We start from the raw sequence: 18430 nt of genomic DNA, 5'->3' as shown, positions 1-18430 counted from the left end.
ACCTTTGTTCGTTTTTTGCTGGGAACACTTGACAAACATTTGTTCTGGTAGTATAGTATGGATATACAAAAGAACAAACGTTCTGTATTGCGCGCAAGAAGGAACCGCCCCAGGGAGGTTACCATATGAGAGTGAGAAAGAGAAGGTTGGCAGCTACATGTTTTACGGTTATACTGTTTGTCTCCATTATTATGGGACGCACCATGTTTACTTCCATGGCCAAAGAGGAGGGGAGCAGGAGTACTCCCTATTATAAGAGCGTCCGTATCCAGGAAGGGGACAGTCTTTGGGAAATTGCCCGTCAGTACAGAGAAGGCAGTTCCATGAGTATGGATGAGTATGTAAATCAGCTCAGGCAGATGAACGGTCTTAAGAAGGACACCATCCATACAGGGCAGTATCTGACCGTAGTATATTTTGAGTAAACCAGGTTAGATTCCGCACCTATAATATGATATACATCTAAACCCTTTGGAGGTATCCGGCCAGCTCCAAAGGGTTTTATCTTTTCATGGATTTTCTTTGTATTCCGGTTACATTTTTACCCGGAAATTTCCAAAAGTTCCATATTATATAATTTTGTAACGTTTTATTGTGCAAAATGATACAAATTTCTTTCTTGATGTTAAGATGCCGTGAAAATGAATATTATGTGTCGTGATATATTACACAAATTACAGAATGAAATCTTCTTAGATTTGTAATATTTTCTTTTTTATAACATTTATATTATCAATTTATAAATAATATGTATTTGAAATTATTAAATAAGGTGTCTATAATAGGCAAAAGCAAACGAGAAGAGAAAGGGGGTTGTTTAGTATGAACGGTTTAGTGGAATCACTGATGGAAGAGCTTAACTGCAATGTGGTGTTCACCATACCGCTGTTTGGCGGTATTGATGTGATGGAATCCGTGGTAGTGACATGGATCATCATGGCGATTATGATGATAGCTTCCCTGATACTGGTCCATGGCCTGAAGGTAAGGAACATAAGTAAGAAACAGGCTGCTCTGGAGAGCGGTATGTCTTTTATCTATGATTTTTTTGAAGGGCTTTTGGGAAAGGAAGGAAAGGCTTATATACCATATCTGATTACAGTGGTGATATACATAGGAATTGCCAATATGATTGGACTTCTTGGCTTCAAGTCGCCAACCAAGGATTTGAATGTGACCGTTTCCCTGGCTGTTATGAGTATTGTTCTGGTGGAAGTGGCCGGCATCCGTAAGAAGGGTGTCAGGGGATGGATTAAAAGCTTTGCGGAGCCCATTGCCATCATAGCGCCAATCAATGTGCTGGAGCTGTTTATACGGCCATTGTCCCTGTGCATGCGGTTGTTCGGCAACGTGCTGGGCGCCATTGTTGTCATGGCACTCATCAAGCATTTGCTGCCGTTAATTGTGCCGCTGCCATTCAGCTTCTATTTTGATATATTTGATGGAGTGATACAGGCATATGTATTCGTGTTCCTCACATCACTATATATAAAAGAAGCCATTGAGGATTAAGTTTGCAGCCTTATGGAAAAAGAAAATATTGAGAGAAAAAGGAGAGTCTTATTATGACAGGATTAATCGCATTAGGAGCAGGTGTTGCAGTTGTTACAGGTATTGGAGCAGGTATAGGTATCGGCTTGGCCACTTCCAAGGCAGTGGACGCTATTGCAAGACAGCCTGAGGCAGACGGCAAGATTACAAAGGCACTTCTGTTAGGATGCGCCCTTGCTGAGGCAACCGCCATTTACGGCTTTGTCATCGGCCTTTTAATCATTCTGTTCTTAAAATAATTTATAGCAGGAAGGCGACTTAATATGTTAAATTTAAACATTTGGAATGTAGCCTTTACGGTTATTAACCTACTGGTTTTATATCTGTTTATGAAGCACTTCCTGATTGGTCCGGTGCGCAGTATACTGGATGAGAGGAAGCAGATGATTGAGCACGACCTGGACGAGGCAAAGAACAGGGAAACGGAAGCGCGTCAGATGAAGGAGCAGTATCAGGCCTCCATCGGCAATGCAGATGAAGAAGCTTCAAGAATCATCGAGGAAGCCAGGAACAGGGCTGCCGCAGAGTACGAGAAGGTTCTGGCCCAGGCCAGGGCAGACGCTGCCAAAAAGATGGAAGAGGCAGACCGTACCATTGCCCTGGAGCGCGAGAAAGCCATGAATGACCTGAAGGCCGGAGTGGCCGGTTTGGCCATGACAGCTGCTGCCAAGCTGATTAGCGAGCAGAGCGCACCGGACAGCGACAGGAACCTATACAACCGCTTTTTAGCAGAATCAGGTGAAGGAAATGACTGAGACAGCCAGAACGTATGCCATTGTTCTATATGAACTGGGCATACCGGAAGAGATGGTCAGGGAAGCTGTAAAGCTGCTTAAGGAGAATCCGGAACTTCCGGAGGTCCTTAATAGCCCGGTGGTTCCCCTGAAAAGTAAGCATGCCGTTATTGAGAAGGTGTTCAGGGAACCGGAATTTTCCGCACTGATGGTACGTTTCTTAAAAAAGGCTTGTGATGCGGGATGCATCGGACAGACAGAGGAGATTGCAAAAGCCCGTGACGCCTATGCCAGAATGGCGGCCGGTGTTATGGATGCCGAGCTTCACTATGTTACCATGCCGGGTGCGGCCCAGATTACAGGAATGAAACAGTTTCTGTGCAGGAAATATAACAAAAAAGATGTGAACATCCGATTGGTGAACCAGCCGGACCTGGTGGGCGGTTTTGTCCTAAAGGCCGGGGATACAGAATATGACTACAGCCTGAAGGGGCAGCTGGTAAGGCTGGGCCGGGCTGTGGTAAGATAGGAGTCTTGATATGAGCACAATCAGTTCCCAGGAAATCATCTCCATTATTAAGAGTGAGATTGAGAATTTTGACATGCATGCCGGACAGGAACAGGAAACTGGTTCTGTTATCTGGGTAGGAGACGGCATAGCAATTGTATACGGCATTGAACATGCCATGTACGGGGAAATCGTTATATTTGAAAATGGTGTTAAGGGAATGGTCCAGGATATCCGCAGGAATGAGATTGGCTGTATCCTTTTCGGAAAGGATACAGGAGTGGGCCAGGGCACCAAGGTGGTCCGCACCAGGAAAAGGGCAGGCGTGCCTGTGGGAAGCGGATTCTTAGGCAGGGTGGTCAACGCTCTGGGAGAGCCCATTGACGGACTGGGCCCTGTAAAGGAAGAAGATTATCTTCCGGTGGAGGAGGAAGCTCCCGGTATTGTGGACAGGAAATCAGTGGGAGTTCCCATGGAGACAGGTATTCTTGCCATTGACTCCATGTTTCCCATAGGCCGCGGCCAGAGAGAATTAATCATTGGAGACCGGCAGACCGGTAAGACCTCCATTGCCATGGATACCATACTGAACCAGAAGGGCAAGGATGTGGTCTGCATCTATGTGGCCATTGGCCAGAAAGCATCCACCGTGGCAAAGCTGGTTTCCACCCTTAAGAAGAACGATGCCATGGATTATACCATTGTCATGTCGTCCACGGCCAGTGAGGCAGCGCCCCTTCAGTACATAGCACCCTATGCCGGGACTGCCATGGCTGAATATTTTATGCATCAGGGGAAGGACGTTCTGATTATTTACGATGACCTGTCCAAGCACGCAGTGGCCTACAGGGCATTGTCCCTGCTGTTAGAGCGTTCTCCGGGCCGTGAGGCTTATCCGGGCGACGTGTTCTATCTTCATTCACGTCTTCTGGAACGTTCCAGCAGACTTTGTGATGAAAAGGGAGGCGGCTCCATTACAGCCCTTCCCATCATTGAGACACAGGCAGGGGATGTATCGGCCTATATCCCTACCAATGTTATATCTATTACAGACGGTCAGATATTCCTGGAAAGCGACCTGTTTTTCTCCGGCATGAGGCCGGCTGTGAACGTGGGACTTTCCGTGTCACGTGTAGGCGGTGCAGCCCAGACAAAGGCCATGAAGAAGGCATCGGGAAGTATCCGTATCGACCTGGCGCAGTACCGGGAGATGGAGGTATTCACCCAGTTCAGTTCTGATCTGGATGAGGCTACCAAGGAGCAGCTGGCTTACGGAAAGCGGCTTATGGAGCTGCTTAAGCAGCCTCTGGGAAGGCCCCTCAGCTTGCATGAACAGGTCATTACCCTCTGCGCGGCGACCCACAAGGTCATGCTTTCCGTAGAGGTTTCGGATATTAAGGAATTCCAGATGAACATGCTGGCCTGGTTTGATGAAAAGCATCCGGAGATTGGAAAAGAAATCGAGGAGACCAAGGTCCTGGGCGATGACTTGATAAACCGTATTGTGGATGCTGCAAACCAGTATAAGACAAACCAATATAAGGCGTCCGTCTGACCAGGAAGAAGGAGTTAATATGGCAAATGCAAGAGAAATCCTAAGCCGTATGAAAAGCGTCCAGGATACCCGGAAGATTACCAATGCCATGTACCTGATTTCCTCCACCAAGCTTAAGAAAAGCAAGAAACTTCTGGAGGAAACAGAGCCTTACTTCTATAGCCTTCAGGATTTGATACGCCGTATCCTGCGCCATATGCCGGATGTAGAGCATTTTTACTTCAATCCCAGGAAGGAAATCAAGGAGGAGGACAGGGTAAAGGGGCTGATTGTCATTACCGGTGATAAGGGATTGGCAGGCGCTTACAACCATAATGTGCTGAAGATGGCCCATGAGTGGATGGAACAGAGTAAGAACCACCGGCTTTATGTGGTGGGAGAACTGGGACGCCATTATTTTGAGGCCAGACATGTCCAGGTGGAGGAGCAGTTCCATTACACGGTACAGAATCCCACCATGCATCGCGCCCGTCTGATTTCCTCTACTATATTGGAGGATTACGAGGAAGGACGTCTGGATGAGGTTTGGATTATATATACACAGATGATGAACAGCATGCAGATGGAAGCGGAGATGACAGAGCTTCTTCCCCTTAAACGTGAGGATTTCAGCAATATCGTTATCCCTGCGGATATCATCCAGGAGGAGATACAGATGGTGCCTTCCCCCAGCGCCGTCATGGACCATGTGGTCCCCAACTATGTGACCGGATTCATATTCGGTGCCCTGGTGGAGTCCTTCTGCAGCGAGCAGAATGCCAGGATGATGGCCATGCAGTCTGCCAGCGACAATGCCAACGCAATTTTAAATGACTTGTCTATAGAGTACAACCGTGTGAGGCAGGCGGCTATTACCCAGGAAATCACAGAGGTAATCAGCGGTGCAAAGGCACAAAAAAAGAAACAATCGTAAATTCGTAAATATAAAAGGAGGCAGCCATGAGCAAGGGAAAAATTATACAGGTCATGGGACCTGTGGTTGACGTGGCTTTTGAGGATGATGGACTTCCCCATATCAAGGATGCCCTGGTGGTGGATAATCAGGGTAAGAAGTGCGTCATAGAAGTGGCCCAGCATGTAGGCGGCAATGTGGTGCGCTGCATTATGCTGGCATCCAGCGACGGCCTGTGCAAGGATATGGAAGTGGAACCAACAGGCGCCGGTATTCAGGTTCCTGTAGGCGAGAAGACCCTGGGGCGTCTCTTCAACGTATTGGGCGAGACCATTGACGGAGGAGAGAGCCTGGAAGGCGAGGATAAGTGGGTCATCCACAGGGACCCGCCGTCTTTTGAGGACCAGAGCCCTGTTGTGGAGATGTTGGAGACTGGTATTAAGGTAATTGATTTGCTGGCCCCCTATGCCAAGGGAGGAAAAATAGGTCTCTTTGGCGGCGCAGGTGTGGGCAAGACCGTACTGATACAGGAGCTGATAACCAATATAGCAACGGAACACGGCGGATACTCCATTTTCACGGGCGTGGGAGAGCGTTCCCGTGAGGGAAATGACCTGTGGACCGAGATGAGGGAGTCAGGGGTGCTGGAAAAGACAGCCCTGGTATTCGGACAGATGAATGAACCTCCGGGGGCCCGTATGCGTGTGGCCGAGACAGGGCTGACCATGGCTGAGTACTTCAGAGATGTGGAGCATCAGAACGTACTTCTGTTTATTGACAACATATTCCGTTTTGTCCAGGCCGGTTCCGAGGTATCCGCCCTGTTGGGGCGTATGCCTTCGGCTGTGGGATATCAGCCTACCCTGGCCACTGAGGTGGGCGAATTACAGGAAAGGATTGCGTCCACCAAGAATGGTTCCGTTACTTCGGTCCAGGCTGTTTATGTGCCTGCTGATGATTTGACTGACCCGGCGCCTGCTACTACCTTTGCACATCTGGATGCCACCACGGTATTGTCCAGAAAGATTGTGGAGCAGGGCATTTATCCGGCTGTAGACCCTCTGGAATCCACCTCCCGTATCCTGGAAGAGGATGTGGTTGGGAAAGAGCACTATGAGGTGGCAAACAAGGTGCAGCAGATGCTTCAGAAGTATAAGGAGCTGCAGGACATCATTGCCATTCTGGGTATGGAGGAGCTGTCTGAGGATGATAAGCTGACTGTAAACCGGGCCAGAAAGATCCAGCGGTTTCTATCCCAGCCATTCCATGTGGCGGAAAACTTTACCGGTGTACCTGGTAAATATGTGCCTGTAAAAGAAACGATCCGGGGATTCAAGGCCATCATTGACGGCGAGATGGATGAGTACCCGGAGGCTGCATTTTTCAATGTGGGTACCATTGACGAAGTTGCGGAGAAGGCCAAGACCCTGGAGCATCATGAGGCTTAACCAGGACTGTCTGACGCAGAAAGGAGCCGGGATATGTCTGCATTTTGGCTGAAAATTGTAGCCAGCGACCACATATTTTATAATGGACATTGTTCATATCTGGCAGTGCCAGCACCGGACGGTGAGATGGGCATTATGCCTCACCATGAGGCTATGATTCTGGCTATCCAGGAGGGGAACCTCCGTTTTAAGGTGCCGGAGGAAACAGAATGGCATCAGGCCATTGTGGGCCGCGGGATCCTGCAGGTGGCTAATAACCGTGTGACCATGATTGTGGACACAGCGGAGCGGCCTGAGGACATTGACGAGGTCAGAGCCAGGGAGGCGCTGGAGCGCGCACAAGAGCAGCTGCGCCAGCAACTGAGCCTGAGGGAGTTCAAGATGTCCCAGGCATCCATGGCAAGGGCGCTTACCAGGCTAAAGGGAAGCCATCTGAAGGAACTTAAGTGACGGAAGAATAAGAGCTTGATTTATAGCAGCTTGATTATAGTAATATGTAAGATATGATGGTAAGAGAAGTATTAAGGTATGGCTGTGGGACTGAAATGTCCTACAGCCATTTTGAATTTTGTATGAGAAAATTGCAGAAGTCCATGACGATAGGATTGTCCTTGCCGAGAGGAGAACACATGAGGATAATCTGACGGCGGCATACCTGATCTCTGATGGGAAGCAGCTTTACCGGGGAGTGGGGAGACATGGGGCCCCATTCGCCGCCCAATGGTCCCCAGGAGTACTGGGGCCAGAATCCGATGCCAAGGCCGGCAGCAATCAGGTTCCTGACTGACTCTGTGGTATCACTTTCAAAAATTACGTTAGGGACAAAATCCGCCTCTGAAAAGTAGCTGTTGCATATCTGGCGGATGGGCCTGGAACCGGCCAGACATATGTATCCCGCATTCCTTGTGTCAGCCAGATTGATAGAATCCTTATCCCCATAGGGAGAATGTGTGGGGACTGCCAGATACAGGTCCTCTTCCAGCATAACCATGTAATCCTCATAATCAGTATTTTTTAAGTCTGACCGCACCGCAGACACGCATAAATCATAGTCCGAATGGTTTTCAGCCTGGTACAGCTGGAAATTTACATCTGGCCGCAGGGCCCTGTAGGCAATAATCCGGTTGGTAATCAGGGTGGAGGCCGCCAAAAGCTTTAAATGGATGGTATGGCTGGACATGTACTGGTCGGCCCTCAGTTCGCCGGGAATCCGGTCCAGGGCGCTTACAATGGGAATCAGCCGCTTTTGAAGAAGGCGTCCGGCTTCATTCAGTTCCACACTTCTGCTTTTTCTCTCAAAGAGCGGCACACCCAGCTCTGCCTCTAACCGGTGGATGGCCTGAGAGAGGGCTGGCTGCGCTATCTGAAGATGTTCGGCCGCCTTAGTCATATGCTGGTATTCAGCGGCTGTCAAAAAATATCGTAATTGCAGTAATTCCATATGTCACCTCAGAGATATGATTTTACGAACAGGGGAGCCCCGCCCGGGTATCCGACTATTATATAACAGAATTCAAAAAAATGCATTCAAATTTTAAATGAGAAAAAAACTCTCATATAATTTAAGATATGAGAAAAAAACTCAATACAATAGAAGATGAAAAAACTCAAAGAAAATGAGAATTATTCCCTGTTTCAGCTATTGTAAATTCATGTGTGGTCTGATAATATTGTATTGAAGTTAGTCATGACTAACGAAGAAGGCGATATGGGAGAATATTTTAAAGGAAATATGTCTGAGGGGAATAGGCCAAGGGATGAGTAATCAGAGGCAGATTGAACCTATGAATCTCTCGGGTGTAAAAAAATTCTGAGACAGGCGGAGGTAATTCGTGAGCAGGGAAACCTTACATCTAATGTTAAAGCTGAATACGGAAGATTTGGATACCCAGGTGGCATTGCAGTGCGCGCCGTTACTGACAGGTATGAAGATATCAAACCTTCTAACGGTAGGACGTTCCAAAAGGGCGGCGGTTCTGGAATTGTTTAAAGAAACAGCCGTGTCCTGCTGCATTCTGTATGAATCATCTGAGAAAACCACTTTTCTTCTTTATATCAGGCCGGCTCTTGAAGCGTATCTGTCCCGGCCTGAGGTAAAGGTCCTTATGGAACGCTTTGGTTACAGGGGATGGGATTTGGAAGAGATTTTAAGCCTTGTGTCCATCAAATATGAGGAGCACATGGAAGACTGCGCCGGGTTCCCTCATGAGATAGGTCTGTTGTTGGGTTATCCTGCCAAGGATGTGACAGGATTTATCGAGAATAACGGAAAGAATTTCCTTTATATAGGATACTGGAAGGTTTATTCGGATCTTTCTGAGTGCAAGCGCATATTTCAGTCATACAATCATGCCCGTGAGCACATTATCCATATGGTTTCCCGCGGTATGAAGATTGATGCAATCTTAAGGATACACAATCTGAATCAATATAAATCAATGACAATATAAGGAGGATATACGACATGAATCAGATTATGGTAGTTTACTGGTCACAGACAGGCAACACAGAGGCCATGGCCAATGCGGTGGCGGAAGGCATCAGGAAGGCCGGAAAGGATGCCCTGGTGACAGAGGTCTCCAATATTTCGGCAGATGCGCTGAAGGATGCAGGCGTTTTTGCTCTGGGATGCCCGGCTATGGGAGCAGAAGTCCTGGAAGAGAGTGAGATGGATCCGTTTGTGGCAGAGGTGGAGACGTTTGCTTCCGGTAAGCATATTGGTCTCTTTGGCTCCTATGGATGGGGTGATGGAGAGTGGATGCGCGACTGGCAGGCCCGTATGGCCAATGCAGGAGCCGACGTAGTGGGAGGAGAAGGCGTCATTGCCCAGGAGAGTCCGGGCGAAGATGCACTCAATCATTGCAGGGAGCTGGGAGAGGCTCTGGCGGCCGCAGAAGTATAATGCAGAATCATAATTGCAGATACCATGTCTTTTGGCAGACCTTTCGGTTTGCCTTTTTTTGGCGCTATGGTATAATGATGGAATGGTGTCATGATTTTATAAAAGCAGCAGGGGGATATAAAACTTATGGAAAACTCAGAAGGCAGAGGCAGGATTAACCGAAAGGAGGGCAGAGGATGCAGAAGGAGCTCCATCTCTTTTAAAATCAGCCTGAGCCTTTTACTGGTACTGATTCCCTTTTTAATTATACTTATTACCATGGCCTGTGTCATGGCAGCCGGGGCCATTTCCGCCCTGAATGACAAAATACTGGAGGTTCAGACAGATTATGCAGTCTCCAGCGTGGATGACTTTTTCAGCAGCAAGGTTACAGCAGCCGGCATGTTTCGGGATAATGATGATTTGCAGACATATTTTGCATCTGTCTCCAGGGAGGAAGATATCAGTGCTTATAACCAACTGGACGATGTGCTGAGGGTGCTTAATAGTGCTTTGGTTCAGATGGGGGAAAAGGAGAAGGTGATGGAGGCCTGGGTGGCAGATCCAAGGACAGACAGCTACCTTCTGTCAAACGGCAGTGTGGTGGACGCCGGTTTGGAGGATACTCAATGGTATGAATCTGTGATTTCAGGGGGAAGTACCATCATAACAGAACCATTTCTGGATCCGGCCACTCATGAGATGATTGTCTCCATCGTGTCACCGGTGGTATCCGGGAATGGTTCAGAGATAACAGGTCTTTTTGGATTTGACGTATACCTGGATACACTTAAGCAGACACTTTCCGATATAAAGGTAGGAGAGGCAGGATACCTGGAGTTGATTTCCAACAGCTCGGATTACATCTACAGCGACGACCCCACTGCATCCGGCAAAAATGTCAGTGAGATAAAAATATCGGATGATTATAAAAACAAGGTAAAAAATAATTACAATGGATTTGCGGATTTTACATATTCCGGCGTCAAATACACAGCCATGTTCCGGAACTGTGATACAACGGACTGGCTGGCCGTGGCCACGCTGCCTTTGTCAGAAGTAAACCACACCCGCAATTATCTGATAGAGACAATGGCGTTCGTGTCCATTCTGATGCTGGCCCTGCTGGTCCTGCTGATTGTATTTGCGGTCCGCAGGGTGCTGAAGCCTCTGGGGGGCATCAGCGCCAGTATGGAGGCATTTTCCAGGGGGAATCTGGATGTGGATATACGGGCTGCCGGGGATGATGAGATTGGAAGACTATCTGAAAGCGTCCGTTCCTCAGTGCGCTCCTTAAAGGATATCATCGAGGATATCACCTATATACTGACAGAGGTTTCGGCGGGAAACCTGGCTGTGCCGGTGGAGGGGAATTATATAGGTGATTTCAGGTTTATCCGGGAAGCTCTGGAGCAAATCATCGCTTCTCTGAATGATACCTTAAGGCAAATAAACATCTCGGCAGAGCAGGTTTCCTGCGGTTCGGAACAGGTTTCCGCGGGGGCCCAGACACTGTCCAGGGGGGCTGCGGAACAGGCAGGATCCGTGGAGGAACTGGCAACTGTTATCAATGACCTTTCCCAGAAGATTACATCCAATGCCGACCTCGCCTCAGAGGGCAGCCGCTTGGCCGCAAATGTGGGAGAGGAGGCTGTAAAAAGCGATGGCAGGATGCAGGAGCTGCAGAACGCCATACACAATATTAAGACCAGTACCTTTAAAATACGTGAAATCATCAGGACCATAGAGGATATTGCGTTTCAAACCAACATACTGGCTATCAATGCTGCTGTGGAGGCTGCACGGGCCGGGGACGCGGGGAAGGGATTTGCCGTGGTGGCAGGGGAGGTCAGAAACCTGGCATCCAAAAGCGCCCAGGCATCCAGGAATTCAGTTGACCTTATCACCCATTCGTTAAAGGCAGTGGAGGATGGGACACTAATTGTGGACGCCACAGCTGTTTCCATGCGAAATGCATTGAACGGGGTGCAGAATGTGGTAAAGACCATGGACGATATAGCGTCTGCTTCCAGGGAACAGGCGTATTCCGTGGAACAGGTGACCCGGGAGATGGAACAGATAGCAGGCGTGATTCAGGAGAATTCAGCCACGGCCGAGGAAAGCGCGGCAGCCAGCGAGGAGCTTTCAGCCCAGGCGCTGCTGCTGAAAGGACTTTTAGAGCGGTTCCGTTTTGACAATACGGATGTACTGTGACAGGATTTTGTCATCAACCCTTATCATTTGTTCTTGACACCTACATATAGTAGGTGTAAACTGAGTATAAGAACTACAAAATGTAGGTGAAAGGGGTTGGTCAGATGGAGAAGGAAATATCACTGCCTGAGGCGCAAATGGAGGTTATGGAGGTCATCTGGGACAAAGGAGGAAGGACCATGTTCGGCGTTCTGGGGGAGGAACTGGCAGCCAGGGGAAAGTCTTGGAAGGCCAATACCATTCTGACTCTGTTATCACGTCTGACTGAAAATGGTATGCTGACCGTGCGCAAGCAGGGCAGGCTGAACGAATATGTTTCCCTGGTGTCCAGGGAGGAGTACCGGCAGACCCAGGCCCGGCTTCTGGTAGACCGGATATTTGGCGGAGACACAAAGCATCTGATATCCGCTCTTGTCAGTCAGGAATATCTGACAGAGGAGGATTATGAGGAGCTGAAGGCGTTCTGGGAGAAGGGAGGAGATAAGGGATGAATATGTGCCTGAAGATGCTCTTTACCCTGTCACTGTCAGGAACAGCACTGATTTTGGTGCTCCTTGGAGCCACACGGATATTTGGCAGCCATATGGGGCGCAGATGGCAGTATTACATCTGGCTGGCAGCCGTGCTCAGGCTGCTTTTGCCCATACCATCCCCGGCCGGCCTTATCTTTCCGGATGCTTTAAGCAGCGGGATGTCCGCCGGCCTTCTGTCTGACGGGGGGAATCTTTATGCCTGGATGGATGGACGTTCCGGCAGCGGAAATCCTGCGGGACAGCCGGAATCGGTTATGGGAGTGCGTCCGGGAACGGGGACGGAGAGATTGGCGGAAACAGGAGATATGGAGGAGATGGCTTTCACGGTGGGAGATACCGCAAAAGCTGATACCGCAAAGGCCTATACCGCAAAGGCCCCTGGGCTGTATCTGTTTCTCCTTACACTGTGGCTGTCTGTGGCCGCTTTGCTGATGGGAAGAAGGATATGGAATTACAGGTCCGCAGCCAGGCTGTATAAGAGCAATGAATCCCTGGCTATTGCCCGTGATGGGGGGCTGGAGGCCTATGGCGCACCGCTGGAGGAAGCCTGCCGTGTCTGCGGCCTGAACAGGAGACCGAGGCTGGTGGTCAGCAGCACCCTTCCTTCGCCGGTGACAATGGGGCTGTTGTCCCCTGTTATCATCATGCCTGGTGATTTTCCGGCAGAGAGGGCATATTATGTATTTCTGCATGAGCTCACCCATGTCCGGCGTATGGATGGGTTTTACAAGTGGCTGGTGGAGGCGGCCGTATGCCTGCACTGGTTTAACCCGGCTGTGTATGTGCTGCAAAAGGAGGTATCCCGGGCCTGTGAACTGTCCTGTGACGAGGAGGTAATCCGCCGTATGGACGGCAGGAATAAACACCTTTATGGCGAGATTCTCCTCACCGCGCTCAGGCGCCGTCCCATGCCGGTGAGTGCAGATATGGGCCTTCCTCTCAGTGAAAATGCAAAGTGGATGAAGGAGAGGCTGGTTTCTATCATGGAATTCAGAAAGAGAAGCAGGCCATGGTCCCTGGCAGCCTGTATAATGTCTGCAACAATCGTGTCCATGGCTGTGCTGTGCGGATTTGCTCCGTTACAGAGGGAAAATGGGACGGTTGGGGCAGAGAATGTTCTGACAGGCGCGGCAGATAGGCTGGGAGCGCAGACGATAGCGGGAATTGGGAAAGCAGATACATCCGTCAGGTCCAGCGGGAGCTTTGCCGATTCAGAAACGATCAGCTGGAATGAGTATGAGGATGTGCGCCGCAGTCCGGACCAGAAAAGCCTTCAGACAAAAATGTTCTGGGCCAATGGTTATATCGTGGTTCTGGCCTGGAACGTGGACCCCGGCCAGTATGATGTAGTCCGGCAGGTTGACGGAAAGCCTTTATGCTTTACTGGCAGGACGGAGCAATATGCAGATAACAGCGCCATAGCTGAGGCAGTGCGGCAGTCCATTGAAAAGCAAAAGCTGAGTAAGAGCAAATACGGGTTCCGGCCGGAGCAGATGGCCCTGTTGGAAGCGGCAGGCCCCTTTGAAGGTACGGCGGATGAATTGGCCCGGCGCTTTTATGAGGCGGATAATCTGTCCTACTTTGCAGCCGTGTCAGGCAGTGTAAGCCCGGAAACCTGTGCCAGCCTGATGGAACAGTTTTATGCCGAGAACCAGATAGAGTATTTTGCCATTATCTCGGAAAATGATGCCCCATCCCTTAAGGCCAGAAAAACAGAGATGGCAAAGCAGGCTGCCAGGGCCGGGAATACGGACATTTTTTCCATATTAAAGGATGAGCTGACGGATGCTGATAAGGCGGAAATCGCCCGGAATGCATACCAGACAGACCATGCAGATATATTCTATATGACATATGAGTCATTGAATCAGGAACAGGCCGGGGAAATGGCTATTCAGGCTTATGAAGAGGACCGGGTGGAATATCTCTATGTTCTTAAGGAGCGGCTGTCCTCCAGCCAGATTTCATCCCTGAAGGAACGTGCCGGAAGGGATGGGAAGCAGGAGTTCTTATATGTGCTGGATTAACCGTATGAGGTAAGTAAAAATGTGTTTGGCCATGCAGCAGGGCAGCGCAGGAATTTGGGCGCCGCCCTGTATTGCACATCAGGTTCCGGCAGTTTGAATGGCAGCTTTAATGGCTGTCTTAATGGAAACCTTTACAAGGAATTAACTTGTAAAAGCAGATGGAGGGGTGTTAGAATATATTATTTAGTAAATGGATTGGCACAGAGCCCGGAACAGGACTGTGCTCCCGGGACGGAGGAGCTACATGAATCAATTTGTCACGGAACAGCTTATCTACGTATTACGGCTGGTGGCCGCTGCTCTCTGCGGCGGCCTTATTGGCTGCGAGAGGCAGAGTAAAAAGAAGACGGCAGGCACCAGGACCCATGTAATTATTGCTGTGGCCTCTGCCATGATGATGATTATTTCCAAGTATGGGTTCGGGGATGTGCTGAACGAGTATGTAAAACTGGACCCTTCCCGTGTGGCTGCGGGAGTGGTTACGGCCATTGGCTTTATTGGTTCAGGCATCATTATTTTCCGGAACAACAGCGTGAACGGAATCACTACCTCGGCCGGAATATGGGCGACTGTGGGCGTGGGTATGTCCATGGGAGCGGGAATGTATATTCTGGGGGCTGTATCCACGGCTATCGTGATGCTCTCGGAACTGTTCCTGGGCAGGAAAGGTTATTTTTCCAGAAGGAACGGGGAGGACAAAGAGGTGGAGATTGAATACTGCGAAAGTCTGGATGAGGACATCTTCCAGTTCATCAACCGGACATTGCAGGACCAGAACTGCAAGATGGTGAATATCCAGCTTACAGAGGAGGCGTCCACCTATGTGCTGACGGCCCAGTTAAAAACGCCTGCGGATTACGATATGTCCGGCCTGGTGGGAGAGCTTAAGAAAAAAGGCCAGCTGAAGCGTATATCCGTGCAGTGAGCCTGTCATAGAACATGATTGGCAGTTGAGTGATGAACGGGGGTATCCTGGGTCATGTTTTTGCTGTGCACAACAGGTGGGCCAGAACATATGACAGACCGTGCGGCGGGAAGTCTGCACAGTCTGCACGCTCTGTCCGGTACTGTAAATTATTTCTGTCCGGTACTGTAATTCTATTTCTCCCGAAGCCTGACCTTATTCCTGGCGCTGCGTCTTCTCTCATCCTCCAGCGCGGCATAGTGCCGCTTAGTGGTATTGACATCGGAGTGGCCAAGCACATCGGCCACCAGATAGATGTCGCCTGTCTCCCTGTACAGGTTGGTGCCATAGGTGCTGCGCAGCTTGTGAGGGGTGATTGGTTTTAAAGGAGCTACGGTGCGGGCATACTTTTTAACCAGATTTTCCACGCTGCGCACAGCCATTCGCCTGCGCTGCAGGGAGAGAAAAAGGGCGTCCTCATGTCCCTGCTCCGGGATGATGCGGTCGCGTTCCTCCAGGTAGTCTAAAAGGGCGTCCTCCACCTCTGTTCCGAAGTATACGGTCACCTCCTTGCCGCCCTTGCGGTATATGCGGATGCCGCCGTTCTTAAAATCAATGTCGGAGATATTCAGCCCCACACATTCAGACACACGGATTCCGGTTCCCAGAAGGAGGGTAAGAAGGGCCAGGTCCCGCGTCTTTGTTTTGGCATGGTAACTTTTCTGCTTATCGGTCAGCTTGTCACCCTGTTCCACCTCGTCCAGAAGAAGGGCCACCTCATCCACGTCCAGCCGGATGATTTCCTTTTCATGGAGCTTGGGCAATTGTACCAGGGCCGCCGGATTGTTCTTAATTCGCTCGTTCCTGTAATAGTAATTGTAGAAACTTTTCAGGGAGGATATTTTTCGCATGATTCCCCGTTCCTTGTTCATGACCTCCTGGTTCTTGTCATTGAAACGATATTTCAGGTATTCCATATATTCCTCAAAATCCGTGACAGACAGCTGGTCCAGCTGGTCCAGTTTGATATCCTGCACCGTAATCCTGGCAAGGGCCGGATTTTCCTTATGGAGGAAATCAAAGAACACATGCAGGTCATAGGCATAGGCGATCCTGGTCCTGGAGGATGTCCTGGGCTCGATTCCGCGGAAAAAGTCTCCGCAGAATGGCGGCAGGTCTTTTATCAGATTGCGCAGCCGCAGAATGTTTTCCCGGTCTACCTGTTCATGGTATGATAATTGACTCATGTAAGTGGATGCCTCATTTCATAAAAAGTATTGTCGTGTCAGACACGCTATAACATATATTTTAGCGTCAACTGCAAATGATTGTCAATTGATTGTTTTTTCCTTATGGATTTTGTTGTATAATAGAGCAATTCAGATAAACAAACAGAGAAAGAAGGCAACATGGAATTAAAATTAGAATTTGGCGGCCAATCCTGCGGCGTGTCCATCTTCCTTCCTAAAGGGACAAAGCCGGAGAAAAAGGCGGCGGATGAACTGAAATCAATGATGGAATTTACCGGTACTGTGCAGCGGATGAAAGAGTCCGGCGTTTTTTCGGTGGAAAAGGAACACTCTGTCATAAAGGCAGCAGTGACTCCGGATTTTCACAAGGGAGCCGGCATTCCTATCGGCACTGTGCTGATGACAGAGGGATTCGTGATACCCCAGGCCATGGGAAATGATATTAACTGCGGTATGAGGCTCTATACTACGGATTTAAAGGAGGAAGAACTGGAATGCTGCCTGGTGTCCCTGCTGCCCCAAATCCGCCGTATCTTTTTTGAAGGCGGACGCAGTATACCTATGAACGGAATACAGAGGGAAGCCATGCTGCGACATGGGCTTACGGGATTGCTGGAGACTTCGGGGGAGGCAGAAGGAAGGGGAATATGGTCCCTTTATGACAGGGATGAACAGGAAAAAGCCCTGGAGTACACGGCCTTTAAGGGCAGCCTGTATACGACCGGCACCGAGGGCCTGGGGGATTTTATCGGGGCCGCCCATACTTTGTCCTATGATGACCAGATTGGATCCATTGGAGGCGGAAATCATTTTGTGGAGATGCAGCGCGTGGCGGAGATTTACGACGGCCGGACAGCCAATGCATGGGGAATCAGGAAGGGAAGTATACTGGTCATGATTCATTCCGGATCTCTGACCATCGGCCACCAGAGCGGCAGAATTAACCGAATCATAACAAAGGAGCTGTATCCGAAAGGAGTTCCCCATCCGGACAACGGAATTTATCTTTTGCCCGAAAGGGAAAAAATGGAAATAAATAGCAGAGAAAATGTTCCGGTAAGCGATAAGACAGACAGCCCATGGCAGCGTTTTTGCAGCACTACATACAACGCCGCTAATTTCGGATTTGCCAATCGGTTATTCCTGGGGCTTATGCTTCAGCGTGCCGTGACAGACAAGGTACGGCCCTATGAGATGAAGCTTCTGTACGATTCACCCCACAACTTTATCTGGAAAGAGGAGATGGAGGGCAGGAATTATTTCATTCACAGGAAAGGGGCCTGCTCAGCCAGGGGGATGGAGGGGATGGAGGGAACGCCCTTTGCCTACTACGGGGAGCCGGTGATGATACCTGGTTCCATGGGAAGCTCCAGCTATCTGCTGAGAGGCATGGGAAATCCGCAATCCCTGTGGAGCGCCAGCCATGGAGCCGGGCGCAGGCTTTCCAGGGGAGAGGCGATACATGGAAATGACCGGGAATTTAAGGAATTTATGAAAAAATTCCATATCGTGACACCCATTGATCCGGACCGCAGTGATTTAAAGGGCCGGAACGATATACTGAAAAAATGGGAGGAAACCATCCGCTCTGAGGCGCCCTATGCCTACAAGGATATCCACCAGGTGGTAAAGGTCCATGAGGAACACGGGATGGCAGGACTGGTGGCCAGGATGGAGCCGGTGTTTACGGTGAAGGCGTAGAAGGGGAATCCTTATCAGAATATGTTAGGAAGAAACCGCTGTATGAAATGGAATGAGGAATTGCTGACGGAATTTTTCGCGATGACACCTCATATAACAGCGGTTTTTTTTGCGGGAACAGGAGGAAAATCTGGTAAACAGGAATCATATGGATGACAAATGTGAATGACAATGACATATGTCACTCACAAAATGGCAAATGACATCTATCTAATTCCGGCATTGTATCTTA

The 18430-nt window shown here is 49.4% G+C and carries 18 protein-coding genes; 16 read left to right on the top strand and 2 right to left on the bottom strand.

Annotated features, from left to right (window positions below):
• Positions 1-125: 125 nt before the first annotated feature.
• The 9 genes from yneA to atpC all read left to right on the top strand — a co-directional run bounded on the left by yneA (position 126) and on the right by atpC (position 7138).
• Positions 126-425, top strand: coding sequence for a cell division suppressor protein YneA (gene yneA, locus LI015_RS07870; protein WP_054354256.1), 300 nt, complete (start codon positions 126-128; stop codon positions 423-425).
• A 397-nt stretch (positions 426-822) separates the two neighbouring features.
• Entirely contained in the window at positions 823-1512 is a 690-nt protein-coding gene (locus LI015_RS07865) for a F0F1 ATP synthase subunit A (RefSeq protein ID WP_002567623.1), read from the top strand.
• 53 nt (positions 1513-1565) lie between these two features.
• On the top strand, positions 1566-1790 hold the full coding sequence (gene atpE / locus LI015_RS07860; RefSeq protein WP_002567624.1) for an ATP synthase F0 subunit C: 225 nt from the start codon (positions 1566-1568) through the stop codon (positions 1788-1790).
• 24 nt (positions 1791-1814) lie between these two features.
• Positions 1815-2306 carry a F0F1 ATP synthase subunit B gene (atpF, locus tag LI015_RS07855; protein ID WP_002573636.1) on the top strand — a complete coding sequence of 164 codons (492 nt, stop codon included), beginning with the start codon at positions 1815-1817 and terminating at the stop codon, positions 2304-2306.
• A complete protein-coding gene (atpH, locus tag LI015_RS07850; RefSeq protein ID WP_002574607.1) occupies positions 2299-2814 on the top strand; it encodes an ATP synthase F1 subunit delta in 516 nt (171 codons plus the stop codon). The genes atpF and atpH overlap by 8 nt, the downstream gene beginning before the upstream one ends.
• A 10-nt stretch (positions 2815-2824) precedes the next feature.
• Positions 2825-4348: a F0F1 ATP synthase subunit alpha gene (gene atpA / locus LI015_RS07845; RefSeq protein ID WP_118018767.1), complete on the top strand. Its 1524-nt coding sequence runs from the start codon at positions 2825-2827 to the stop codon at positions 4346-4348.
• Between the two features lie 19 nt (positions 4349-4367).
• On the top strand, positions 4368-5261 hold the full coding sequence (gene atpG / locus LI015_RS07840) for an ATP synthase F1 subunit gamma (protein WP_002567628.1): 894 nt from the start codon (positions 4368-4370) through the stop codon (positions 5259-5261).
• A 26-nt stretch (positions 5262-5287) separates the two neighbouring features.
• Complete coding sequence (gene atpD / locus LI015_RS07835; RefSeq protein ID WP_227124494.1) at positions 5288-6688, top strand: F0F1 ATP synthase subunit beta; 1401 nt, start codon at positions 5288-5290, stop codon at positions 6686-6688.
• A gap of 33 nt (positions 6689-6721) precedes the next feature.
• Positions 6722-7138: an ATP synthase F1 subunit epsilon gene (atpC, locus tag LI015_RS07830; protein ID WP_002567630.1), complete on the top strand. Its 417-nt coding sequence runs from the start codon at positions 6722-6724 to the stop codon at positions 7136-7138.
• 100 nt (positions 7139-7238) lie between these two features.
• Here atpC and LI015_RS07825 read toward each other — a convergent pair whose 3' ends face one another.
• Positions 7239-8129 carry a LysR family transcriptional regulator gene (locus tag LI015_RS07825; RefSeq protein WP_002567631.1) on the bottom strand — a complete coding sequence of 297 codons (891 nt, stop codon included), beginning with the start codon at positions 8127-8129 and terminating at the stop codon, positions 7239-7241.
• 391 nt (positions 8130-8520) lie between these two features.
• Between LI015_RS07825 and LI015_RS07820 the strand changes: the two genes are divergently transcribed.
• The 6 genes from LI015_RS07820 (at position 8521) to LI015_RS07795 (ending at position 15268) form a co-directional block, all read left to right on the top strand.
• A complete protein-coding gene (locus LI015_RS07820) occupies positions 8521-9138 on the top strand; it encodes a DUF3793 family protein (RefSeq protein WP_118018765.1) in 618 nt (205 codons plus the stop codon).
• A gap of 14 nt (positions 9139-9152) precedes the next feature.
• Positions 9153-9590, top strand: a complete 438-nt coding sequence (locus LI015_RS07815) for a flavodoxin (RefSeq protein ID WP_002567633.1) — start codon at positions 9153-9155, stop codon at positions 9588-9590.
• Between the two features lie 126 nt (positions 9591-9716).
• Entirely contained in the window at positions 9717-11783 is a 2067-nt protein-coding gene (locus tag LI015_RS07810) for a methyl-accepting chemotaxis protein (RefSeq protein WP_227124492.1), read from the top strand.
• Between the two features lie 104 nt (positions 11784-11887).
• Complete coding sequence (locus LI015_RS07805; RefSeq protein ID WP_038295316.1) at positions 11888-12274, top strand: BlaI/MecI/CopY family transcriptional regulator; 387 nt, start codon at positions 11888-11890, stop codon at positions 12272-12274.
• Complete coding sequence (locus LI015_RS07800) at positions 12271-14343, top strand: M56 family metallopeptidase (protein WP_227124490.1); 2073 nt, start codon at positions 12271-12273, stop codon at positions 14341-14343. The genes LI015_RS07805 and LI015_RS07800 overlap by 4 nt, the downstream gene beginning before the upstream one ends.
• 244 nt (positions 14344-14587) lie before the next feature.
• Positions 14588-15268, top strand: coding sequence for an MgtC/SapB family protein (locus LI015_RS07795; RefSeq protein WP_002573642.1), 681 nt, complete (start codon positions 14588-14590; stop codon positions 15266-15268).
• Between the two features lie 173 nt (positions 15269-15441).
• On the opposite strand, the gene LI015_RS07790 is transcribed toward LI015_RS07795, so the two are convergent.
• Positions 15442-16494, bottom strand: coding sequence for a tyrosine-type recombinase/integrase (locus LI015_RS07790; RefSeq protein ID WP_002573644.1), 1053 nt, complete (start codon positions 16492-16494; stop codon positions 15442-15444).
• 162 nt (positions 16495-16656) lie between these two features.
• Here LI015_RS07790 and LI015_RS07785 point away from each other — a divergent pair, with 162 nt between their 5' ends.
• Complete coding sequence (locus LI015_RS07785; RefSeq protein ID WP_227124489.1) at positions 16657-18198, top strand: RtcB family protein; 1542 nt, start codon at positions 16657-16659, stop codon at positions 18196-18198.
• Positions 18199-18430 lie beyond the last annotated feature (232 nt).

Source organism: Enterocloster sp. 210928-DFI.2.20, assembly GCF_020554465.1.
Lineage (GTDB): Bacteria > Bacillota > Clostridia > Lachnospirales > Lachnospiraceae > Enterocloster > Enterocloster bolteae.
The sequence above is the reverse complement of the archived record's forward strand: the minus strand, read 5'-3'. Positions and strand labels throughout refer to the sequence as shown.